Source organism: Photobacterium sp. GB-1, assembly GCF_003026165.1.
Taxonomy (GTDB): Bacteria; Pseudomonadota; Gammaproteobacteria; order Enterobacterales; family Vibrionaceae; genus Photobacterium.
Map to the genome: position 1 here is coordinate 99508 of NZ_PYOB01000003.1, position 20054 is coordinate 119561.

General features: G+C 39.3%; 23 protein-coding genes. 6 read left to right on the forward strand and 17 right to left on the reverse strand.

Features of this window, described 5'->3' with window-relative positions:
- Positions 1-166: 166 nt before the first annotated feature.
- A complete protein-coding gene (locus tag C9J45_RS04780) occupies positions 167-1864 on the forward strand; it encodes an SgrR family transcriptional regulator (protein ID WP_107292234.1) in 1698 nt (565 codons plus the stop codon).
- Between the two features lie 65 nt (positions 1865-1929).
- Here C9J45_RS04780 and C9J45_RS04785 read toward each other — a convergent pair whose 3' ends face one another.
- The 6 genes from C9J45_RS04785 to ltaE all read right to left on the reverse strand — a co-directional run bounded on the left by C9J45_RS04785 (position 1930) and on the right by ltaE (position 6470).
- Entirely contained in the window at positions 1930-2148 is a 219-nt protein-coding gene (locus tag C9J45_RS04785; RefSeq protein WP_005364730.1) for a helix-turn-helix transcriptional regulator, read from the reverse strand.
- 9 nt (positions 2149-2157) lie between these two features.
- Positions 2158-2709 carry a DUF2975 domain-containing protein gene (locus C9J45_RS04790; RefSeq protein ID WP_107206915.1) on the reverse strand — a complete coding sequence of 184 codons (552 nt, stop codon included), beginning with the start codon at positions 2707-2709 and terminating at the stop codon, positions 2158-2160.
- A gap of 212 nt (positions 2710-2921) precedes the next feature.
- Positions 2922-3383, reverse strand: a complete 462-nt coding sequence (locus C9J45_RS04795; protein ID WP_107206916.1) for a hypothetical protein — start codon at positions 3381-3383, stop codon at positions 2922-2924.
- Positions 3380-4342 (reverse strand): ABC transporter ATP-binding protein, encoded by a 963-nt coding sequence (locus C9J45_RS04800; protein ID WP_107287915.1) that lies wholly within the window; start codon positions 4340-4342, stop codon positions 3380-3382. The genes C9J45_RS04795 and C9J45_RS04800 overlap by 4 nt, the downstream gene beginning before the upstream one ends.
- Positions 4342-5184, reverse strand: coding sequence for an ABC transporter ATP-binding protein (locus C9J45_RS04805; RefSeq protein WP_107206918.1), 843 nt, complete (start codon positions 5182-5184; stop codon positions 4342-4344). The genes C9J45_RS04800 and C9J45_RS04805 overlap by 1 nt, the downstream gene beginning before the upstream one ends.
- A gap of 278 nt (positions 5185-5462) precedes the next feature.
- Entirely contained in the window at positions 5463-6470 is a 1008-nt protein-coding gene (gene ltaE / locus C9J45_RS04810; protein ID WP_107287913.1) for a low-specificity L-threonine aldolase, read from the reverse strand.
- A 245-nt stretch (positions 6471-6715) separates the two neighbouring features.
- Here ltaE and C9J45_RS04815 point away from each other — a divergent pair, with 245 nt between their 5' ends.
- Entirely contained in the window at positions 6716-7009 is a 294-nt protein-coding gene (locus tag C9J45_RS04815; RefSeq protein WP_107292235.1) for a hypothetical protein, read from the forward strand.
- Positions 7010-7102: 93 nt separating this feature from the next.
- Here C9J45_RS04815 and C9J45_RS04820 read toward each other — a convergent pair whose 3' ends face one another.
- From C9J45_RS04820 to C9J45_RS04830, 3 genes are read right to left on the reverse strand one after another with little or no spacing between them, the layout of a single operon-like run.
- Complete coding sequence (locus tag C9J45_RS04820) at positions 7103-8440, reverse strand: sensor histidine kinase (protein ID WP_107206921.1); 1338 nt, start codon at positions 8438-8440, stop codon at positions 7103-7105.
- Positions 8430-9089, reverse strand: a complete 660-nt coding sequence (locus C9J45_RS04825) for a response regulator transcription factor (protein WP_107206922.1) — start codon at positions 9087-9089, stop codon at positions 8430-8432. The genes C9J45_RS04820 and C9J45_RS04825 overlap by 11 nt, the downstream gene beginning before the upstream one ends.
- Positions 9086-9328, reverse strand: coding sequence for a PepSY domain-containing protein (locus C9J45_RS04830; protein ID WP_233217632.1), 243 nt, complete (start codon positions 9326-9328; stop codon positions 9086-9088). The genes C9J45_RS04825 and C9J45_RS04830 overlap by 4 nt, the downstream gene beginning before the upstream one ends.
- Positions 9329-9680: 352 nt before the next feature.
- Between C9J45_RS04830 and C9J45_RS04835 the strand changes: the two genes are divergently transcribed.
- Together C9J45_RS04835 and C9J45_RS04840 are read left to right on the forward strand one after the other, a co-directional pair.
- Entirely contained in the window at positions 9681-10007 is a 327-nt protein-coding gene (locus C9J45_RS04835; RefSeq protein WP_107206924.1) for a peptidylprolyl isomerase, read from the forward strand.
- A 225-nt stretch (positions 10008-10232) separates the two neighbouring features.
- Complete coding sequence (locus C9J45_RS04840; RefSeq protein WP_107247291.1) at positions 10233-10895, forward strand: tellurite resistance TerB family protein; 663 nt, start codon at positions 10233-10235, stop codon at positions 10893-10895.
- Between the two features lie 56 nt (positions 10896-10951).
- Here the strand turns inward: C9J45_RS04840 and C9J45_RS04845 are convergent, their stop codons facing one another.
- The 3 genes from C9J45_RS04845 to C9J45_RS04855 form a co-directional block, all read right to left on the reverse strand.
- Complete coding sequence (locus C9J45_RS04845) at positions 10952-11272, reverse strand: hypothetical protein (RefSeq protein WP_107206926.1); 321 nt, start codon at positions 11270-11272, stop codon at positions 10952-10954.
- A 161-nt stretch (positions 11273-11433) separates the two neighbouring features.
- On the reverse strand, positions 11434-11715 hold the full coding sequence (locus tag C9J45_RS04850) for a hypothetical protein (RefSeq protein ID WP_107206927.1): 282 nt from the start codon (positions 11713-11715) through the stop codon (positions 11434-11436).
- A gap of 164 nt (positions 11716-11879) precedes the next feature.
- Positions 11880-12932 (reverse strand): hypothetical protein, encoded by a 1053-nt coding sequence (locus C9J45_RS04855; RefSeq protein WP_107206928.1) that lies wholly within the window; start codon positions 12930-12932, stop codon positions 11880-11882.
- A 392-nt stretch (positions 12933-13324) separates the two neighbouring features.
- On the opposite strand from C9J45_RS04855, the gene C9J45_RS04860 reads away from it, so the two are divergent.
- Positions 13325-13603, forward strand: a complete 279-nt coding sequence (locus C9J45_RS04860) for a hypothetical protein (protein ID WP_107206929.1) — start codon at positions 13325-13327, stop codon at positions 13601-13603.
- Positions 13604-13606: 3 nt separating this feature from the next.
- Here C9J45_RS04860 and C9J45_RS04865 read toward each other — a convergent pair whose 3' ends face one another.
- The 5 genes from C9J45_RS04865 to C9J45_RS04885 are packed head-to-tail and all read right to left on the reverse strand — an operon-like array spanning position 13607 to position 18545.
- Positions 13607-14548 (reverse strand): hydroxymethylglutaryl-CoA lyase, encoded by a 942-nt coding sequence (locus C9J45_RS04865; RefSeq protein WP_107292236.1) that lies wholly within the window; start codon positions 14546-14548, stop codon positions 13607-13609.
- Positions 14532-15335, reverse strand: coding sequence for an enoyl-CoA hydratase-related protein (locus C9J45_RS04870; protein WP_233217633.1), 804 nt, complete (start codon positions 15333-15335; stop codon positions 14532-14534). The genes C9J45_RS04865 and C9J45_RS04870 overlap by 17 nt, the downstream gene beginning before the upstream one ends.
- Before the next feature lie 16 nt (positions 15336-15351).
- Complete coding sequence (locus tag C9J45_RS04875; RefSeq protein ID WP_107292238.1) at positions 15352-16959, reverse strand: carboxyl transferase domain-containing protein; 1608 nt, start codon at positions 16957-16959, stop codon at positions 15352-15354.
- Between the two features lie 10 nt (positions 16960-16969).
- On the reverse strand, positions 16970-18130 hold the full coding sequence (locus C9J45_RS04880; RefSeq protein ID WP_107206933.1) for an isovaleryl-CoA dehydrogenase: 1161 nt from the start codon (positions 18128-18130) through the stop codon (positions 16970-16972).
- Positions 18131-18161: 31 nt separating this feature from the next.
- Positions 18162-18545, reverse strand: coding sequence for a MerR family DNA-binding transcriptional regulator (locus C9J45_RS04885; RefSeq protein WP_199188099.1), 384 nt, complete (start codon positions 18543-18545; stop codon positions 18162-18164).
- A gap of 203 nt (positions 18546-18748) precedes the next feature.
- On the opposite strand from C9J45_RS04885, the gene C9J45_RS04890 reads away from it, so the two are divergent.
- A complete protein-coding gene (locus C9J45_RS04890) occupies positions 18749-20017 on the forward strand; it encodes a thiolase family protein (protein WP_107206935.1) in 1269 nt (422 codons plus the stop codon).
- The last annotated feature ends 37 nt before the right edge of the window (positions 20018-20054 follow it).

The following is a 20054-nucleotide window of genomic DNA, read 5'->3' on the forward strand; positions in this document are numbered from 1 at the left end:
TAAGTTAATGTTCATTAAGCTACAAATGGCTTTGTAGACTCATCAATATTTCAATAGGTATCACACTGTAAGTAGAGCAAAACCTGTTTTCATATCGACTGTTATATTTTTACGCTAAAATGAGGAAGTTAAAAGAGAACAATATAGGAAAAAAGGTTTCCTCTTTATGAGCGGTCAACGATTAAAATTGCAATTCCAGCGTCTGTACAACCATTTCTCAGGTAGGAATACTGAGACTAATCTTCATGATATTTCAGAAGTTTTATTTTGTACGCGTCGTAATGTTCGCATGGTCATCAATAAGATGGTCGATAAAGGCTGGATCGATTGGCAACCTGCCGTTGGGCGCGGAAAGCAATCACGCTTAATATTTAATAGCACTGACAGTGAGTTACAATTTATGCAAGCGCGTAAGTTAGTGACGGATGGCAAACTAGAAACAGCCTTGTCTGTGTTAGATAATAATGCTGAAAAACTGGTGCAATTGATCCATGAGCAATTGGGTATTTCGCATGTTCATGGTAGGCAAATTGTGCGACTACCTTATTACCGTAGCTTCGGTAATCTTAATCCTCTCAAGCCGCTTCGCCGCTCTGAACAACACCTTGTTAGACAAATTTTCAGTGGCTTAACCCAATTTAATGAGGAAAAAGGGGAAGTTGAACCTGATATTGCTCATGCTTGGGAAATGATCTCGGTAAGACATTGGCGTTTTCATATTCGTCCAGCAATCCGTTTTCATGATGGGCGGTTACTTGAAAGCGATGATATTATTCAAACGTTTAAGGAATTGAAACAGCAAGCATTGTTTAAGCATATTGATGATGTTATTTCGCCCTTTGCTAATACGATAGATGTGTATTTAAAACGGGATGATTTTCACCTTCCTGCTTTACTCGCGAATATCAGTGCTGTTATTCAGCCTGCAAAGGATCATCGTCGCTCTGATGCAACCGCATTTCCTGTCGGTACGGGGCCTTATAAAGTCACGATTAATGATAAGCAGCGTTTAAAACTTGAAGCATTTGATATGTATTTTGGTTTTCGTGCCTTAACAGACGTGGTGGAAATTTGGATTTTAACGGGTTTTTCTGCTTGTTATTTAAAGCCATCACTAGAGTTAGCGCAGACACAAAGTGCAACCGTATCTAATAAGCTAAGCTTAGATCAAGGCTGTAATTATTTATTATTAAATAAAAATAAAGGCTTAGCTCAACAAAAAGTTTGGTTAGATTATTTTCAATCTCGTTTAAACAGCTTGAGTATTATGCGTCATTTAGATCTTAATAAAGTCTCTAACTTTAAGATGATTAATGCCTATGGCTTATTACCAGGATGGGTTTGTGCAACGGATTACCCACACGATATTGTTGTGCCAACGACTAAACGCTCTGTGACACTGGCCTATCAACAAGAACATCCTATTTATCCTTATATGGCTGAATTGATAGCTGAAATATTAGCGAATGACGGTATTACGCTTAAAGTGATTGAAATTGCTTTTGAAGAGATAATGCAAGGCAAACAAGCCGATAAAATAGATCTCTGGTTAAATGGCATGAGTCTTGGGAGTGATAGAGCCGATGCGATATTGCCGTGGCTATATAACTTTGAACAAATTGAACGCGCTATGCCACCTCAAGCATTCTCGCAACTTGAGATCCTCATAGATAATTGGCGGATGAATATTACGCCTGAATTTCCATTAGAAGAGATTCAGAACTTATTGGTCAATTCAGGCCAAGTATTACCCTTATTCCACGCGTGGTTAGGTGTTGATGGTAACGGTGAATTGGAAGGGATGGCGTCTAATCAATTAGGTTGGTTTGATTTTAAATCGGTGTGGGTAAAACCAAGACACTAAGTGATGCCATTACGTTTTGAAGTGAAAATCACAAGTAGGCGTTAAATAACGCCTACTTATTTTATTTAATTATCGTTGTGATTTTCTTCAAATTCGAGAATATCACCAGGTTGGCATTCAAGTAATTCACATAACTTATCTAAGGTTGAAAAGCGTACTGCCTTCGCTTTACCGTTTTTAAGAATAGATAAGTTTGCCTCTGTCATCTCCATAGCTTGAGCCAATGCTTTTAATCGCATTTTGCGTTTAGCCATCATGACATCTAAGTTAATACGTATTGTCATCGTCGGCTCTTAAATGGTTAAGTTTTGTTCATCCGCAAGAATATAAGCTTCTTTCATTACCCATGAAATTATCAATACGATTAGTCCCATAATAATGGTGATAAAATCTATACCCAAAAAACTAATAGCGATCATTCTCTGTCCTGGTGGATTATTGAAGCTAAGTATGAGCGTCATAATTGGTTGATAGAATATTGAGCCACCGACCCAATAAAATATGCTATAGCCAAGTTTTTGATAAATAGTTGCATTTTCTAAGGTAAAGATATTGTTATTTTCATAATTACGGAAGAGTTTAATTAACTTTGTTAAAGCATACATGATAATTGAGCAATAAATGAGGCTAGCTAACGTTGCGATGAGTCTTGTTGTGAGTGTTAATGGCACTTGAGTAATGTTGTGTAAATCATCATACGATGTTTGTACTATTCCAGTGTTCGTTAAATAGGCATATGGCGTATCAATGGTTAGCCAAAAATAGCAAACTAATATAGGTGTTAAAACGAAAAATAGTTGAAACAGTAAACGAGCTCTTTTACTTTGCTTTTGGATATTAGACATGTATTACCTCTTAAGTTGATGAGGCAAGGATAGAGACTAAACTAGAGATAAGCAATAAAAAATTATCGTTATACGATAATTTTTTGTTTAAATATTTGTGGTTAAAAAGTATTGTTGACTGTAATATTTTGATAGATAAAGAAAAAAAGAGCAATATTCACTTTTCTAGGTGGAAAGTGAATATATACTCGTTTTTAGGTTCCGGATGGGATTTAATTTTTTGCCGAATATTTTAAATTCAAATGCTGCTGTGATTCCATAAAAGCGACATGTAGGTTAATGAGTTGGACACTTTCTTGCTGCCATTGAGGATCGGTTTGATGTTGGCAAAACTCCACCATAGCAACAATGATTCGATCTAGCTTTTTTAAGCTCCAACGCTTTAGCTCTGCGCTATAACTGGCATCACATACCACGGCTTGAAGTTTGGCATAAGAAAGTTGAATGTAACCAAATGCCTGCTCGTTATAGCCTTGATGTTGATAATATTTAGTTAAGCGAAAACACGCATCTAGCCAGTAGGCTAAAGCTTCACTGCCAGTCTCATTGTCTAATTCATCCATCATGCTGCTAGGCGTTTGCTGAATGAGAGTAACCAACTCTGAAAAATCATGGTTATGGTTGGGTTGGTACCACCCTTTAACTGATTCTAACCAGCAGTGAAGTGTCATCATGCGATTTTTTCCTCTTTAAGTGCGTTGACTTCTGATTCATCCCAGTTTGCTACAAAGTGATTGTCAGCAACTTGGCGATGTCCTGAAACAGACTTCAAACTTATTGCACGGATCTTATCGGCGCTCTGTGAATAATCGGGTTCTGAATCCACGAGTTTATTAAAGGGTAGATCAGGATCGGGCACTGCAGAGATTAATAATTTAGTATAAGGGTGCTGTGGGTTACGTAAAATAGAGCGAGTGTCTCCCCATTCAACAATACGACCACGGTACATTACAGCGGTTTCTTCTGCGATATAATGTGCAGTAGCTAAGTCATGCGTAATGTATAAAAAGCCAATACCAATTTTATCTTTCATTTCTTTCATTAGGTTCAACACGCCTAATCGAATAGAAACATCAAGCATTGAGGTGGGTTCATCGGCGAGGATGATTTCAGCACCCACACCAATTGCGCGCGCTAGGTTCACACGTTGACGTTGACCACCACTGAGCTGATGGGGGTATTTATCAAGATCTTCAATCGGTAACTCAACCAATTCCATTAGTTCATTTAAACGCTGCTCTATTGCGTCTTTACCCTTTACTTGTTTATGAATTAACAGTGGGCGAGTAAGGTGATGGCGAATAGTATGAGTGGGATTTAACGATCCAAATGGGTCTTGGAATACCATTTGGACTTTACCGCGATAATTTAATACATCTTTACGTTTACGAATAGTATCGACATTATCGCCTTTAAATAAAATTTCACCTTCCGTTACGCCGTGAACTTTAGTAATGAGCTTTGCACAGGTACTTTTACCACAGCCGGATTCACCAACAAGCGCTAAAGTGCGCCCCTTATAGAGCTTAAAGCTGATATTATCGAGAGCACGAAAGATTTCAGTCGAACCAAAACCACCGCCAGCAGTGAACTCTTTCACCACATTATTTAATTCAATAATTGGTTGTTCCATTACGATATTTCCTCTGCTGAGATAGAAACGTGTGGGGCGTCTTCATGAATGTTAGGGAATGATGCCCATAACTTTTGGGTGTATGGGTGTTGAGGATTGTTACGTATTTCACGTGCTTGATTGACTTCAACAATTTCACCGTATCGCATTACGGCAATGCGATCACAAAGTTGACTCATAAGCGCAAGATCGTGAGTAATAAATAACACAGAGAAATCGAATTCTTTACGTAGTTGATATATTTGCTGCAAAATCTCACGTTGAACAACAACATCAAGCGCCGTGGTTGGTTCGTCCATAACAATGAGTTTTGGGTTGAGGCATAGCGCTATCGCAATAACGAGCCTTTGACGCATACCACCACTAAATTGGTGTGGATACTCGGATAAACGTTCGCGAGGGATATTAACCAGATCTAACAGCTTTTCGGCACGTTCTTTTGCTTGTTCATTGCTGTAGCCAAGGTGGTGGCGCATTACATCAGCAAATTGCTCTTGAATAGGGAGTACGGGATTTAATGAGTTCATTGCACTTTGGAATACCATTGCAATGTCTTTCCAGCGAACAACGCCCATTTGTTGTTCAGTTAATGCGATAAGGTTTGTACCGTTGTATTCAATACTGCCTTTTGTGATAAGTGCTGGCGGCTTGTGTAAGCGATTAATAGCAAAAGCGATAGTACTTTTACCACATCCCGATTCACCCGCTAAGCCGAATATTTCACTTTTACCTATATCAAAATTTACTGATTTTACGGCTTTAAAGTCGCCATTGTCTGTAATGTAGGTGACTTCGAGATCACGTACTTTCAGTATTGGGTCTGAATGAAACGCTTGTTCCATGATGCTCTCCCTGCAAAAATAAAACTACATGATAATGAAAGTGATTATCATTAATATTTAAACAAATTAAAGGAGCAAGAAGAGGGTTGCAAAGGTTCAAGTTAAAGAAAGTGAGGCAGGTATCAAAAAATCATGTAAAAGTTGAGTGTCGCAAAAATATATACCACAAGGGTAATTATTATTTGTGAAAAGATTCCATATGGCAGCAATAACAGAGATAAAAAAGAAAAGCCCACACAAGATCACATTGTAATGTTGTGTGGGGGGGAGGTGAAAGATCAAACAGCGGCTTTTAATGCAGAGATAAAAATATCAATATCGTCTTTTGTAATGTCTAAATGAGTGACAAATCGCAATGGGTTTCCAGTTGAGATCAAAATGTTTTGTGCTTTTAATGTGGTCGCCAATTGGGTTTGATCTATCTTACTATCGACTTTTGCAAATAAGATATTTGTTTGTACGTGACTCGTGTTTACTTCAAAACCATTCACTGTATTTAATTGTTCCGCTAAGTATTTAGCATTGGAATGGTCATCGACTAAACGACCTGTGTTTTCAGTCAGTGCAATTTTACCCGCAGCGGCAATGATTCCTGCTTGGCGCATGCCGCCACCAAGAACCTTACGCCAGCGACGGGCTCTGGCTATTAGTGCTTTATCACCCAGTAATAGCGACCCAATTGGCGCTCCTAAACCTTTTGATAAACAAATGGTGAAAGAATCAAAATATTGAACAATTTCTGTAATATCGACATTAAGTGCGGTGGCTGCGTTATAAACACGCGCCCCATCAAGGTGAAGTTTTAGGTTATGTTGTTCAACAAATTCACGCGCTTGTTGAAGGTAGGTGAGCGGTAACACTTTACCATTGATGGTGTTCTCGAGGCTTAAAAGTGTTGTGCGGGCAAAATGAGGATCGTCTGGTTTAATTGCTGCTATCAATTTTTCGAAAGGAAGTGTGCCATCAGCGGCATTTTCTATCGGTTGAGGTTGGATCGAACCTAAAACGGCTGCACCGCCACCTTCGAATTTATAATTATGTGCCTGTTGACCACATAAATATTCATCTCCACGTTCACAGTGTGCCATTAATGCCAGTAAATTAGCTTGAGTGCCAGAACTACAAAAAAGTGCGGCTTCAAATCCATGGCGTTCCGCAGCAAAAAGCTCTAAATCATTAACGGTTGGATCGTCGCTATAAACATCGTCACCCACAAGTGCTTGGGACATCGCTTGACGCATTGCGGGAGAAGGGCGAGTTACCGTATCTGAACGAAAATCTATCATTTATTATCAACTTCCTATTCTGTTTTATTCACTATATCACTGTGTACTATTTGGTTTCTATAGTCGTAGATCCTTGTTATTAAGCATATGATGACACTATGTTTAAAACAGAATGTTTGATAGTTATATTAATACGGCATTCGCATAAAACATATTCTGTAAAGCATCTACACTTTAATAGTTGGTTGTTTATTATGCAATTATTGAAGAGACTCTGAGTACGGCCACACTAGGAGGATGATGTGATGTTAGTGGAACAACGTGATTTTACCTTACTTGGTAAAGTTCAGCGGCATGCTCATATTAGCGTAATCCCAACGGGTAAGTTACGCGTTAATATTCTTGAGGATAATGCAGAGAAAGAAGCTGAATTCTCGCAATTATGGTTTAGCAAGACCGGAACAAAAACATTATTAGTCTGCCGAGTTGAATCAAAAGTCAATTGGCAACTAGATCTTAGCAACCAAGACGCGAAAGAGCTCGAACACCTTATTGAATCGGCGCAAGAAGATTATGAAATCTTAATGCGTGATTTATAACTATCATCAATCTTGTTGAATGGTTTGGTGGGGCAATTTGTGATTTTGCGATATGAGTGTGTTTAACCCTGCTAGTAACTAGCAGGGTTTTATTCAGTTTCTAGGTTTAGGTAAAATGAGGCTTGCTTTCAAACCGCCGCGCTGGCTTTTACTTAAAATTAAATCACCACGATAGCTATGCGCTAGTTCATTCACGATGTTTAATCCAAGCCCTGTTCCAGGGGTATTTTCATCTAACCGTACTCCACGGTGAAGTACTTGCTTGCATTTTTCTTCTGCAATACCAATGCCGTCATCTTCAATGACAAGGGTAATTTGACCTGATTGGTTCGACTCTTGGTAGACGCGAATCAAAGAGTTAGCCCATTTATAGCTGTTTTCGATTAAGTTACCGATCATTTCATCAAGATCACGGCTTTCTACTGCAACCATCACACTGCTATCAAGCTCGTTAACTAAGATCAGCTCTCGATTTGCGTAGACTTTATCCATGGCTAAGGAGATCGCATCCACTCGACTAGAAACGGCGGTTTTTGCCGCTAGGATATTCACAGCGCCAGCCATACGAGCACGACCTAAATGATAATCGATGTGCTGTTGTAACTGCTGGAGAGCGGGTACTAGCTTGGCTTTTGTTGGTTCATCGAGTAACGCGACTTCATTATTCAAAATAGCGATGGGTGTTTTAAGTGCGTGAGATAAATTCCCTGAATGATTACGTGCACGTAATAGTAGCTCTTGATAGTGGAAGAGTAAGGCATTTAAATCATCAATAACCGGTTGTATTTCAACAGGATATAATCCAGTTAGTTCTGTAGAATGTCCTTCTCGCACTAGCTTTAAATTTCGACGCAATTTACGTAGAGGCCACAGTGACCAGCTGACTTGTAGCGTGGTAAGTGTGAGAATACCAATTGCCATAATGGTTAAAATTAACCATAAACCTCGCGTTAGTTGTTGCAAGGTCTTGAGTAATCGATCCTGATTGACGGCAACGGATAGTTCTACTGGATAATCACTATCAGGCAGTAGGAATTTACGTTTAACCACGATTAAGGATTGTTTATTAGGACCTTCAAAACCCTCTTCGCTATTCCCTGAAATGGTGGTGTCCCATAACGAGCGTGAACGTAGATGTTGTTTGTTGAGTTTGAGTGACCAATACAAACCGCTATAAGGGGAGTTAAATCGCGGGTTTGATAATCGACCATCAAGAAATACACGACCATGCGCATCAATATCGACAAGCGCTGTAATTTGATCAAGGTATAAATAAAGCTGGGTTTTTTCTTGGTCAATAAGGTAGCTTTTAATAAAGCTTGGCACAAGATAACCAGCCGTGAGTGTGATCGCTAATAGCCATATTGCAGAAGCGCTTAATAGGCGATTACGAATACTTGGCTGGCCTTTTTTCCGCATATTAATTCGCATTAATCCGATATCCAAGACCGCGAACTGTTTTTATTACGTCATTGCCAATTTTTCGACGTATACGACCAATGAAGACTTCAATTGTGTTGGAATCACGATCAAAATCTTGCTTATAGATATGTTCCACTAATTCTGTACGTGAAATAACCTTATCAGTGTTATGCATAAGATAAGATAACACTTTGAATTCAAGTGCTGTAAGATCAATGAGTTGGCCTTCCCAAGTCACCTTGGAAGTACGTGTATCAAGGCTTAAATTACCAGCTTGAATAACAGGAGAGGCATTACCTGTAGAACGGCGAAGTTGCGCTCTAACACGAGCGACTAATTCCACCATCTGAAAGGGTTTGGTTAGATAATCATCAGCGCCTGCATTTAAGCCATCGACACGTTGTGTGAGTTCATTACGTGCACTTAAAATAACGACAGGGCAGTTTACATTTTCTTCACGAATACCTTTTAATACGGTAATACCATCAAGTTTAGGAAGACCCAAATCTAAAACAATAGCATCCCAAGGTTCTGATGTTGCACGATAGAGGGCATCAATACCATCACAAGAAAGCTCTGCCACCCAACCGCTTTGTTCTAAACCAGCGATAATTTGTTCGCCTAAAGTTACTTCGTCTTCTACGACAAGAATTTTCATTTTGGAGCCCTGATGACATTTTCTAAATGTCGTCCTTTGATATTTAACATTTGTAAAGATTGAGCTTGATATTCAACTTTTATTATATTGTTTTGATTATCAATAAGCTTTAGTTCATAGATCCACTCACCATTGTCTTCGTTGAGCTCTACTTTAATTATACGTGCTGATAACTGTTGAGAGACTTTATGTTGAAGGGCTGAATAAGGCTTGATTAATCCTTTCTCGACAGCTGTCATTACATCATCGTGATGCTCTTCATCGTGGGTTATCGGCGTTGCTAATGCACAGAAAGTCAACGATCCGAGAAGCCCGACTATATATAAATATCTATGACGTATTTTCATATTTATAATTGTAACGTAACAACCATGAATGGAAAGTGAATGAGACGACTATGATAACGTGTGTAATGCTCATAAGTCGTTAAATTTTTAAGCTTTTATTCGAAAATTATGATCCCGTTATAGTAGAATAAGTATTGCATGAATGGTGTTTTTAAATTTTATTCAAATTTAGTGAATAGCTTGCTAGTTTACGGCATTTATCGCAAAATTGCGCAATAAAAAGTAATGAAATAGGTAACCCACGATGGCTTCTAGCGCACATGCACTTCATATTTTAGTGAAACACAAAGAATTGGCTGATGATATTCTAGAACAGCTTAAAAAGGGTGCAAAGTTTCAAGATCTTGCTAAGAAACACTCAACGTGCCCGTCGGGTAAAAAAGGGGGAGATCTTGGTGAGTTCCGTAAAGGTGCAATGGTGCCGCAGTTTGATAAAGCGGTCTTTTCTGGTAAAGCAATCAGTACCAGTGAAGCGTTAAAAAAGAAAAATAATAACTTACGCGGATTAATTCCAGAACCTGTAAAGACTAAGTTTGGTTGGCATGTGATTAAAGTTCTTTATACCGTTTAATCTATTTATTGAACCAGATTGAATTTATATTAACGCTCTTATTTTAGAGCGTTTTTTTATGCTTAATAGATACATAATAATGTTATTAATGGTATCTATTGGTTGTTATTATTCAATTGTCTGTGTGAATAAAGTGGCTAATTTACATTGATTTACGCTTTAAAGCTGTTTAATTAATCTGTTTTTCCATAGTATTAATATATGCCCTTTTTATGGAGAATGACGATGAAAGGTTTATTCGATCAGCTAATAAATCAAGCTAGTAATTATATGGATAAGGGAAAAACCACATCTAGTTCAAGTACCTCTGATTTATTAAAAGGAGCGACAGCCGGTGGGGTTGTTGGTGCATTATTAGGCAATAAGAAAAGTCGTAAATTAGCCAAAAAATATGGTGGTAAAGCTGCCTTAGTTGGTGGTACTGCTGTGATTGGCACTGTCGCTTATCAGGCTTATAAGAAATGGTCACAAGAGTCATCACATGCTTCTAATACGGCAATGGACTCACAGCAAGCGATTTCCCCAAATACCCAATTAAGAACAAACCAAGACTTGTTAGTTCAAGCTATGATTTTTGCAGCAAAAGCTGATGGTCATATTGACGAGCAAGAAAAAACAGCGATAGCACAATGGATGATTGAAAATGGGATCAGCCATGATGTTGAAACTGTGATTGTTCGTTGGCTAAATGCACCGTTAGATCCCCAAGTCATTGCGGCGCAAGTTAGTGGCTTAGAGCAAGCTTCTGAAGTTTATTTAGTTACATTATTGGCTATTGATGTCGATCATTTCTTAGAGCGTGCTTATCTTGACGCATTAGCCCAAGCATTAAAACTGCCAGTAGGCTTAGTTCAGCGAATAGAAGAACAAGCAAATGTTATGTCGTGATTGATTTAACACAGCTAAGATAGGGGCTAATTAAATATAGCCCCTGATTGTCAATATTATTTTGTTTGACCCGCAGGCATAGAACTATTGATTCTGACTGGACCTAAACCAATAACACATTGTTTATAACCTTTTTCCCAGCCTTTTAGGTAAGCTGCTCTATTTACGGTATCGTAGCTATTTACTATTTCTTTGGATGGTAAAAACTGCGCTTCCATGGCATTTTTACAACCATCGTCATATCCTTTTTTTTCTACTGGCGCCGTATCTTGTTTTACGATTTTTGTGATCACTTGTGGTTCTGATTGCGGTACAGTCTGTGTCGCACAACCTGAAATCAATAAAGTTAAGCCAATAAAGGGTAAATATTTATTCATAATATACTCAGTTATATATTCAATCTTGCTGTGATTACAAAAGCGACAAGCAAAACCATTATAATTCGTTATGAGTATATTATAGCAATACCCTTAATCAAACCGTAACCAATGCCATAGTGGTTGAAATTGTGAGTATTTTAAGCGATGAACTAAATGCATTATTGCTTAAGCGATACAACTATCTCTTTAGAAGAGCGAGTATCACTCCAATTTAATAATTTTGAATAGAAGTATTTTAGTATTATCAGATAGATAGTGATGAGACTGAAACTGGTTATGGTACTAATCCCTTGTTGAAAATGATTATCACCAGAAAGAAGTAATATTAAGCCAAGACTGACACCAAGTGATGAAATCATTAGCCATAGCGGAAAACTAAGCCTGAAAAACTGATAGAAATGGAACAATACAGAGAAGATCACTTTCTTTAAATGAAACATAATGTACTCCTAAGCGAAATTGTTGCCTAGTTGTTAAATTATTCCAGTTATTGATGAGAGTGAAGTGCAGTGATCAGATTTTGTGTCGTTGTTCATGGTTTGATGGTAACGATGAGGCGGTATTTCGCATCATCGTTATAGCCATACCATAATTACTTTTGTGCCTATGGGTGAGTTGGTTTAGGAATATAACGGCCTAAACGATCAATTTTTCTGTTTTTAGAGAAGAACATTTCAAGCTCAATCATGACCCCAGGGTTAGCGTGATAGTTGTATTCACGAGGGAATTCTAGCTGCGGACGAACACCTAGATATAGCCAGTGTTTGTAAATACGTTTATTCCATGTTGCAGATATCCAATAGTTTGTGATTTCTTTATTTTCTCCAGTATCAGCACTGATCCCTGTTGAATATTCGAATAAATTCTTATCATCATAACGATGGAATAATTCAAATTGCTGGAGAAGTTCCCATTTATCGTCTTCTTTCAAGTACTGCGCGCTGGTTGTGGTTTTGAATATTTTCGAATGCTCAGGGTTTATCGCGTAATAGCCACTGAGCTCACTCAGATAACCTAACCCTTTTGAGTGATAATAAAAGACTTGTTGTTCAAGTCGGGTTGTCCAGTTTTCACTAATAGGATCAACGCGTGTAAGTCGCATTTTTGTGAAAGGATCAAGTGGAAGCTTTAATTTAATACCAATATCAAAATCTGAATTCCAGTTGCCAAAGTGGGCATCTTGAAGACGAAATGCACCCACAGTATCGCCTGATGTGGTTTTGTTGCCTGTGGCAATACCACGTTGCTTGTTTTCAAGACTATCGAAGTCGCCGGGCTCGGAATCAATGATTAGTTTCCAGTCTCTTTTTACATGGGGCAGGTCAAGTTTGAAATAAACTTTGAAGTCATTATCAAGTTTGCCACGGTAAGAGTAGGCTAAACGATTACGAATACGTAAATAGCTTCGGTTGGTAAGTGCACTTTCGTCATCGTCTTTCGCTAAACTTTCGTCAAGGTACTCGCCAATATCATGGACGGTGTTGGTAAGTGATTGGTGTGAGTCATCAACCCAATCTGCCATGCTTGATTGATTGTTGGGATCAGTACTCGTATCGCTAACGGGTTCAGCTTGGCTAATACTGGGTATTATTGAGAATAAAAAAAACGGTAAACAAAGCTGTTTATAGCGAGTTTTAAATGAGACTAATGGTTTCAATTTGTTCAAACTTCCTTTTCGAATTCGTCACTATAGTTCTAAATAAACATCAAAATACAGATGTTATTTTTACTGAGAATAGAGACACTTAAATTGTTATGATTTTATGCTAACAAAGCTAATTATCTCAGTTGTTATATTTTCATCACTAAATCATCATCTGAATGATGTGTAATCACACTATACTGAAAATGATTTTTATGCTTACGTCCTCATAGCTAGGATATTATTGATACACAGTATTTATCAATCGCTTTTGAATATTGTGGCTTATTATCACAAAGCTTTTGTGACATGTAGTGTAAATATTAATGGTATGTTCTAGAACTTAATGACAGTTTTAGATATTTCTGTTATTGAATCATATGAAACTAAGTGCGCTCGAGGGATGTATGGATAGTTCAGAGATAGAAAGCATTAAACGGGATATGTCAGTAAAAGTTCATGATATTTTTGATAACTTTGAAGAGCATAATAACCGACTACCAACGATGGAAGAATTTCGGAGTATCTTTCATGATTGTGCTGATCACTATTTAGGCCCATTAGATAAACAGATTGTCGATGGTATTAATGCCAACTTAGAACGTCAACGTATTCGTGAACAACAGTTGTGGGATGCTGTGAACGAGCTTGAATCTGAAGAACGAGTTCGTAGAGACGCAGAATAAAGTTTATGGGCGATGCGCCATAGCTAAAGCAACTTTAGACTGTGGGCGTATCCCCAATTGTTGGCAAAATGTTTGACTAACCAATATGATTTTTTCTAAATCTATGCCGGTATTGATGTTAAGCCCTTGGCATAAGTAAATAACATCTTCTGTTGCTACATTACCACTTGCTCCTGGTGCATATGGGCAACCACCTAATCCCGCAATACTACTGTCTATTGTCGTAATTCCCATTTGCATTGCTTGATAAATATTCGCTAAGGCTTGTCCATAACTATCATGGAAATGGACGGCGATGGCTTTTGATTGAATATGTTGACTTACACATTCTAACATTGCAGCAACTCGTAACGGCGTTCCTGTTCCTATTGTGTCTCCCAGTGACACTTGATAGCAGCCCATTTCGATGAGAGTCTTTGCAATTTCTGCGACTTGTTGCGGTGGTGTTTTTCCTTCGTACGGACAATCTATCACACAGGATAAATAAGCACGTACAGGTATTAAGTGTTGATGGGCTATCGCAATAACAGACTCAAATCGTTGAAAGCTTTCATCAATACTGGCGTGTATATTTTTTTGAGTGAAGGTTTCAGAGCAAGAAGTAAAGATAGCGACTTCATTGGCATTAACGTTAATGGCCGCTTCTAGCCCTTGTAAATTAGGAGTCAGAGCTGAGTAAAATATATTGGGATGACGTTGAATGTGCGAGAATACACTATCTGAATCAGCCATCGTTGGGATCATCTTTGGCGAAACAAATGCACCTGATTCGATATGTGTTAACCCTGTCTGACTCAATTCATTAATCAGCGCTATTTTAAGAGCTGTTGCTTTATCACCTAATGCTGAAAGATGAGGTTCGTTTTGTAATCCATCACGGGGGCCAACCTCAAAAACGGTAATAGCATCGGGTAGCGATAATTGAAGCTTATTCGTTAATGTCATTGGCTTTACTCCAACTTGGTGGGACTTTATCGAAAAAAGCTTGTATGCCTTCTTGTGCTTGTGGTGAACATCGAACTCGGGCGATTAATTCACTGGTATAACGAATTAAACGTTGATCAATGATTTCGACTTCACATTGACGACATAAGGTTTTGACTGTTGCAAGAGCTGCTGGGCTATTGGTTAAGATTTGCTGAATTATTACCTGTTTTTCTTGTTGTATATCATCACAAATATGATGAATTAAACCAAGTTCGAGTGCTTTTTCTACCGTGATTAACTCTGCGGTTAACATAAAACGTTTTGCTTGGCGGATCCCAATTGCACGACAAACATACGGGGCAATTGTCGCTGGCACTAACCCTAACCTTACTTCACTTAAACAGAATTTCGCGTTGATACTGGCGATGGCAATATCACAGCAGCAAATTAACCCTAATGCACCCCCAAAAGCAGCCCCTTGAACGACGGCAATGGTGGGAGCTGGAAAGTGGTTGAGTTGATTGAGAAGTTCAGCAAGTTGAGCTGCATCTTGTTGATTATTTTGCTCGGTTTCTAAAGCCATGTTTTTCATCCAAAGCAGATCAGCACCCGATGAAAAATGTTTACCATTGGCTTCAAGTATCAGGCCGCGTATCTCTTGGTTTGTTTTAAGTTGATTAAGGGCGGCGAGCAGATCACCGATGAGTTCAGCATTAAAAGCATTCGATTTATCGACACGGTTTAAAGTAATGGTCGCGATGTTATTAGATGAAATCGACACTAATATATTTGGTTGTGTTTTCATAATATGACCTAAAATGTTACATGCGGAAAATACCAAATCGGGTCTCTTTTATAGGGACATGCTGAGTAATTGAAAGCGCCTGAGCTAATACATTACGGGTAGATTTAGGATCAATAATGCCGTCATCCCATAGCCGTGCACTGGCGTAGTAGGGATGACCTTGTTTGTCATAGAGCGCTAAAATCGGCTGTTTGATTTGTTGTTCGTCTTGCTCTGTCCAAGGTTTATTTCCTCGTTGGCGGATAGCTTGAGTGATTTGCGATAAGACTTCAGCGGCTTGCTCACCTCCCATGACGGATATGCGCGCATTAGGCCACATCCATAATAGGGTTGGATCATAAGCTCTCCCACACATGCCATAATTTCCTGCGCCGTAAGAGCCTCCGATGATAACGGTAAATTTGGGCACATTGGCACAGGCAACAGCCATCACCATTTTTGCGCCGTGTTTTGCAATACCTTCTGCTTCAACCCGTTTACCAACCATAAATCCGGTGATGTTTTGTAAAAACAACAGAGGGATTTTCCGCTTACAACATAGCTCAATAAAGTGAGCACCTTTTTGTGCCGATTCTGAAAATAGAATGCCATTATTAGCAACAATACCAACAGTGTGACCTTCAATGGCTCCAAAGCCACAAACGAGGGTATTGCCATACATAGCTTTAAATTCATCAAATTTAGAGTTGTCGACTAAACGGGCTATGAGCTCTTTAATATCAAATGGAATACGGATATTAGTACCCACAATGCCGTAGATGTCATCCATGCTGTATTTAGGTGGAGATGCCGTCGAATCATGATGAATACTAGCACTTGGTATATTGCAGCTAGCAATAGCATCACGTGCAAGACTCAATGCATGTGCTTCATCATTAGCATAATAATCAGCAAGACCTGATTTTTTACAATGAACATCGGCTCCACCTAATTCTTGTGCTGTTACTTCTTCACCTGTTGCTGCTTTTACTAAAGGGGGACCAGCTAAATAGATTGTTGCTTGATCTTTTACCATGATAGACACGTCAGACATGGCTGGAATGTATGCGCCACCTGCAGTGCACAACCCCATAACTACGGCAATTTGAGGGATCCCTTTCGCTGACATTTGAGCTTGATTGAAAAAGATGCGACCAAAATGATCTTTATCGGCAAAGACTTCGGCTTGGTGGGGTAGGTTAGCGCCGCCAGAATCAACAATATAAATACAGGGAAGATGACACTTTTCAGCGATTTCTTGGGCTCTAAGGTGTTTCTTTACCGTTAGTGGGAAATATGTTCCACCCTTAACTGAAGGATCATTGGCAATGATCATACACGCATGCTGGTGGATGTATCCGATGCCAGCAATAATGCCAGCACAAGGCACGGCTTCGCTATAGACATTTAGTGCGGCAAAAGGGGCTATTTCTAACCATGGACTGTGTTTATCAAGTAACTGATGAATTCTTTGTCTTACTGGTTGTTTACCTTGTTTTTTTTGATGTGCTAATGCCGATTCTCCACCACCTTGATGGATTACCTCTAGCTGGGTGTTTAAGTCGTCAACCAACAATTGCATCTCATCATTATTGTTTTTGAACCATTGGCTGGTTGTATCTACTTTTGAGGTAAGTTGAGCCATGGCTTACTCCTTAGCGAGCTGATTCTGAGAATAATTCACGTCCAATTAGCATGCGTCTTATCTCTGAAGTTCCTGCACCAATTTCATAAAGTTTGGCATCTCGTAATAAACGTCCGGCAGGGTAATCATTGATATAGCCATTACCACCGAGTATTTGAATGGTTTCTAACGCCATTTTTGTGGCTAGTTCAGCACTAAGCAAAATTACGCCAGCTGCATCTTTACGGGTGACTTCACCGCGGTCACAGGCTTTTGCAACGGTGTAAACATAGCTGCGAGCAGCATTGAGTTGGGTATACATGTCTGCAATTTTGGCTTGGATCAGCTCAAATTCACCAATCGCTTTGCCAAATTGTTTTCGTTCATGGATGTAAGGGATCACGACATCCAAACATGATTGCGCGATACCGAGTGGGCCGGCAGCAAGTACTACGCGCTCGAAGTCTAATCCACTCATTAAGACTTTTGCGCCGTGGTCGACGTCACCCAGTACGTTTTGTTTCGGTACTTTGCAGTTAATAAAAACTAACTCGCACGTATTTGAACCACGCATACCTAATTTGTTGAGCTTTTGCGCAGTAGAGAAACCATCAAATTGTGATTCAATAATAAAAGCAGTGATTGCGTTGGCTGAGGTGCGGGCATAGACCACAAGCGTATTGGCTTCTGGTCCATTAGTGATCCACATTTTATTACCGTTGAGTAAAAAATGATCACCGTGATCTTCTGCTTTTAACTGCATGCTCATAACATCAGACCCAGCATTCACTTCGCTCATTGCCAGTGCACCAATGTGTTCTCCTGTGATTAATGCTGGTAGGTATTGTTGCTTCTGAGCATTATTACCATTTCTGAATATTTGGTTTGCACACAAGTTAGAATGAGCACCGTAGCTCAATCCGATTGAAGCAGAAGCACGACTGATCTCTTCCATCACGATAACATGTTCTAAATAGCCCATAGCAGCCCCACCGTATTGTTCAGCAATGGTGACGCCAAGTAAGCCCATTTCGCCTAATGATTGCCAGAGGTAATGGGGAAATTGATTGTCTTGATCTATTTCGTTAGCGATAGGAGCAATATGTTCAGCAGCATATAAGTTAACCTGTTCGCGCAGCATATTGGCAGTATCACCTAAATCAAAGTTGAGTGGTGAGTATTGGCTATGCATAGTAAAGCCTCCTTTGCGGAACCTGTTCAGATTACTTGTCTTTGTATGATTCTGTTTTTATTAGGGTGTGCATACAGCGTTTTTTTGCGCGTTCAAGTTCAATAAGAGTGATATCAATATCGGCGCGTTGATGGGTCAGTTGTCGTTGTTTTTGGTCGATGATGTTGATCATGGAAAGAAGCTGAGCATGGCTTTTGTTGTCATCGTATAAACTGAAGAGTTCCCCGATTTCTTGTAAAGAAAAGCCTAAACGCTTACCGCGAAGTATTAAACCGAGTCGAATTTTATCTCGTCGTCCATAGACACGATTAACGCCATCTCGTTTAGGTGAAAGCAAACCTATATCTTCATAAAAGCGAATACTGCGTGGTGTTATTTTAAATTCGTTTGCAAGCTCGCTGATTTTGAAAGTCATCACATTGAGTCTCCTGCAACGTTAGATAGGTAAAAACTTTTCACCTATCGGTTAAGCAGAGCAGTGATTTTGAGTATTAAAATCCCAGCAAATGTTTCTTAACGTTTACGTAAATGTTAGTGCTATGCTTACAAAAGCGTCAAGAAATCCCCTAATATTCCTGCAGGCAATGTTTTCTAAATTGACGTAAAGAGGTGATTGGTATGAGTAAGGATATTCTGATCGTTGCTGCTAAAAGAACGCCAATTGGGAGTTTTCAAGGCGATTTACGGCATTTTTCCGCCACTCAGCTTGGTAGTATTGTTATTGAAGCAGCATTACGAGATGTTAAACGTGTTCAGCCAACAGATACGACTTTAGAACATAATAATGAGATAGAGTATGAGCACATTGCACAATTGATTGATGAAGTCTTTATGGGCTGTGTATTAACGGCAGGTGTTGGGCAAGCCCCTGCAAGACAAGCAGCTTTGATGGCAAAAATTCCTGTATCGGTTTCCTGTACTACGATAAACAAAGTTTGTGGCTCAGGGTTAAAATCAATCTTATTGGCTTGCGATATGATTAAAGCTGGAGCGATTCGAACGGCTGTCGCTGGAGGCATGGAAAGTATGACCAATGCACCTTATTTACTCACAGACAGTCGAAACGGTATGCGAATAGGCCATAAAGCGGTACTTGATCATTTATATCTAGATGGATTGCAAGATGCATTTGATGGGCACTTAATGGGCGTTTATGGTCAACAAACGGCAACAAAATATAATATTTCACGAGAAATCATGGATGAATGGGCTGTAAGGTCAATTAATAAAGCCCGCAAAGCGGATAGTCGTCAGGCATTTCACGCTGAAATCGTCCCTATTACCGCTCAGAGTCAAAAAGCATTAGTGACGGTTGAAAAAGATCAGCACCCGAATGAAGTGAATATTAAGAAAATACCAAACCTTCCTCCTCTATTTTCGCAACATGGTGAACAAGGTACGATCACTGCCGCTTCATCAAGTGCTATTGGTGACGGTGCCGCAGCTTTAGTGTTAATGGAAGCTGAACAAGTTCGACGACAAGGCTTATATCCACTGGCATCAATTAAAGGTTATGCCAGTCATAGTCGATCCCCCGATGAATTTACTATTGCACCTATTCATGCCATTAACCAATTATTAGATGATCTTAATTGGTCTATTGATGATGTGGACTTGTGGGAAATTAACGAAGCTTTTGCTGTGGTGACAATTGCCGCGATAGAGCAGCTAGGTATTGATGCTGAAAAAGTGAATGTTAACGGTGGAGCTTGTGCATTAGGTCACCCAATAGGCGCGACAGGAACAAGAGTCGTGGTGACATTAACCCATGCATTACGACAACAAGCGCAAATGTTGAGTGGCACGAAAACGCTAAAAGGTGTTGCTGCTGTATGTGTTGGTGGAGGAGAAGCATTGGCAATTGCGATTGAAGTTGATGTTAAATAGTATGACATTGAAGATTGGAAATAAGTTAAAGGAGTAA

Bases quoted from the DNA above. Each gene is read 5' to 3' on its own strand.
- C9J45_RS04780 (WP_107292234.1), top strand. From the start codon at position 167: ATGAGCGGTCAACGATTAAAATTGCAATTCCAGCGTCTGTACAACCAT.
- C9J45_RS04785 (WP_005364730.1), bottom strand. From the start codon at position 2,148: ATGACAATACGTATTAACTTAGATGTCATGATGGCTAAACGCAAAATG.
- C9J45_RS04790 (WP_107206915.1), bottom strand. From the start codon at position 2,709: ATGTCTAATATCCAAAAGCAAAGTAAAAGAGCTCGTTTACTGTTTCAA.
- C9J45_RS04795 (WP_107206916.1), bottom strand. From the start codon at position 3,383: ATGATGACACTTCACTGCTGGTTAGAATCAGTTAAAGGGTGGTACCAA.
- C9J45_RS04800 (WP_107287915.1), bottom strand. From the start codon at position 4,342: ATGGAACAACCAATTATTGAATTAAATAATGTGGTGAAAGAGTTCACT.
- C9J45_RS04805 (WP_107206918.1), bottom strand. From the start codon at position 5,184: ATGGAACAAGCGTTTCATTCAGACCCAATACTGAAAGTACGTGATCTC.
- ltaE (WP_107287913.1), bottom strand. From the start codon at position 6,470: ATGATAGATTTTCGTTCAGATACGGTAACTCGCCCTTCTCCCGCAATG.
- C9J45_RS04815 (WP_107292235.1), top strand. From the start codon at position 6,716: ATGTTAGTGGAACAACGTGATTTTACCTTACTTGGTAAAGTTCAGCGG.
- C9J45_RS04820 (WP_107206921.1), bottom strand. From the start codon at position 8,440: ATGCGAATTAATATGCGGAAAAAAGGCCAGCCAAGTATTCGTAATCGC.
- C9J45_RS04825 (WP_107206922.1), bottom strand. From the start codon at position 9,089: ATGAAAATTCTTGTCGTAGAAGACGAAGTAACTTTAGGCGAACAAATT.
- C9J45_RS04830 (WP_233217632.1), bottom strand. From the start codon at position 9,328: ATGACAGCTGTCGAGAAAGGATTAATCAAGCCTTATTCAGCCCTTCAA.
- C9J45_RS04835 (WP_107206924.1), top strand. From the start codon at position 9,681: ATGGCTTCTAGCGCACATGCACTTCATATTTTAGTGAAACACAAAGAA.
- C9J45_RS04840 (WP_107247291.1), top strand. From the start codon at position 10,233: ATGAAAGGTTTATTCGATCAGCTAATAAATCAAGCTAGTAATTATATG.
- C9J45_RS04845 (WP_107206926.1), bottom strand. From the start codon at position 11,272: ATGAATAAATATTTACCCTTTATTGGCTTAACTTTATTGATTTCAGGT.
- C9J45_RS04850 (WP_107206927.1), bottom strand. From the start codon at position 11,715: ATGTTTCATTTAAAGAAAGTGATCTTCTCTGTATTGTTCCATTTCTAT.
- C9J45_RS04860 (WP_107206929.1), top strand. From the start codon at position 13,325: ATGGATAGTTCAGAGATAGAAAGCATTAAACGGGATATGTCAGTAAAA.
- C9J45_RS04865 (WP_107292236.1), bottom strand. From the start codon at position 14,548: ATGACATTAACGAATAAGCTTCAATTATCGCTACCCGATGCTATTACC.
- C9J45_RS04870 (WP_233217633.1), bottom strand. From the start codon at position 15,335: ATGAAAACACAACCAAATATATTAGTGTCGATTTCATCTAATAACATC.
- C9J45_RS04875 (WP_107292238.1), bottom strand. From the start codon at position 16,959: ATGGCTCAACTTACCTCAAAAGTAGATACAACCAGCCAATGGTTCAAA.
- C9J45_RS04880 (WP_107206933.1), bottom strand. From the start codon at position 18,130: ATGCATAGCCAATACTCACCACTCAACTTTGATTTAGGTGATACTGCC.
- C9J45_RS04885 (WP_199188099.1), bottom strand. From the start codon at position 18,545: ATGACTTTCAAAATCAGCGAGCTTGCAAACGAATTTAAAATAACACCA.
- C9J45_RS04890 (WP_107206935.1), top strand. From the start codon at position 18,749: ATGAGTAAGGATATTCTGATCGTTGCTGCTAAAAGAACGCCAATTGGG.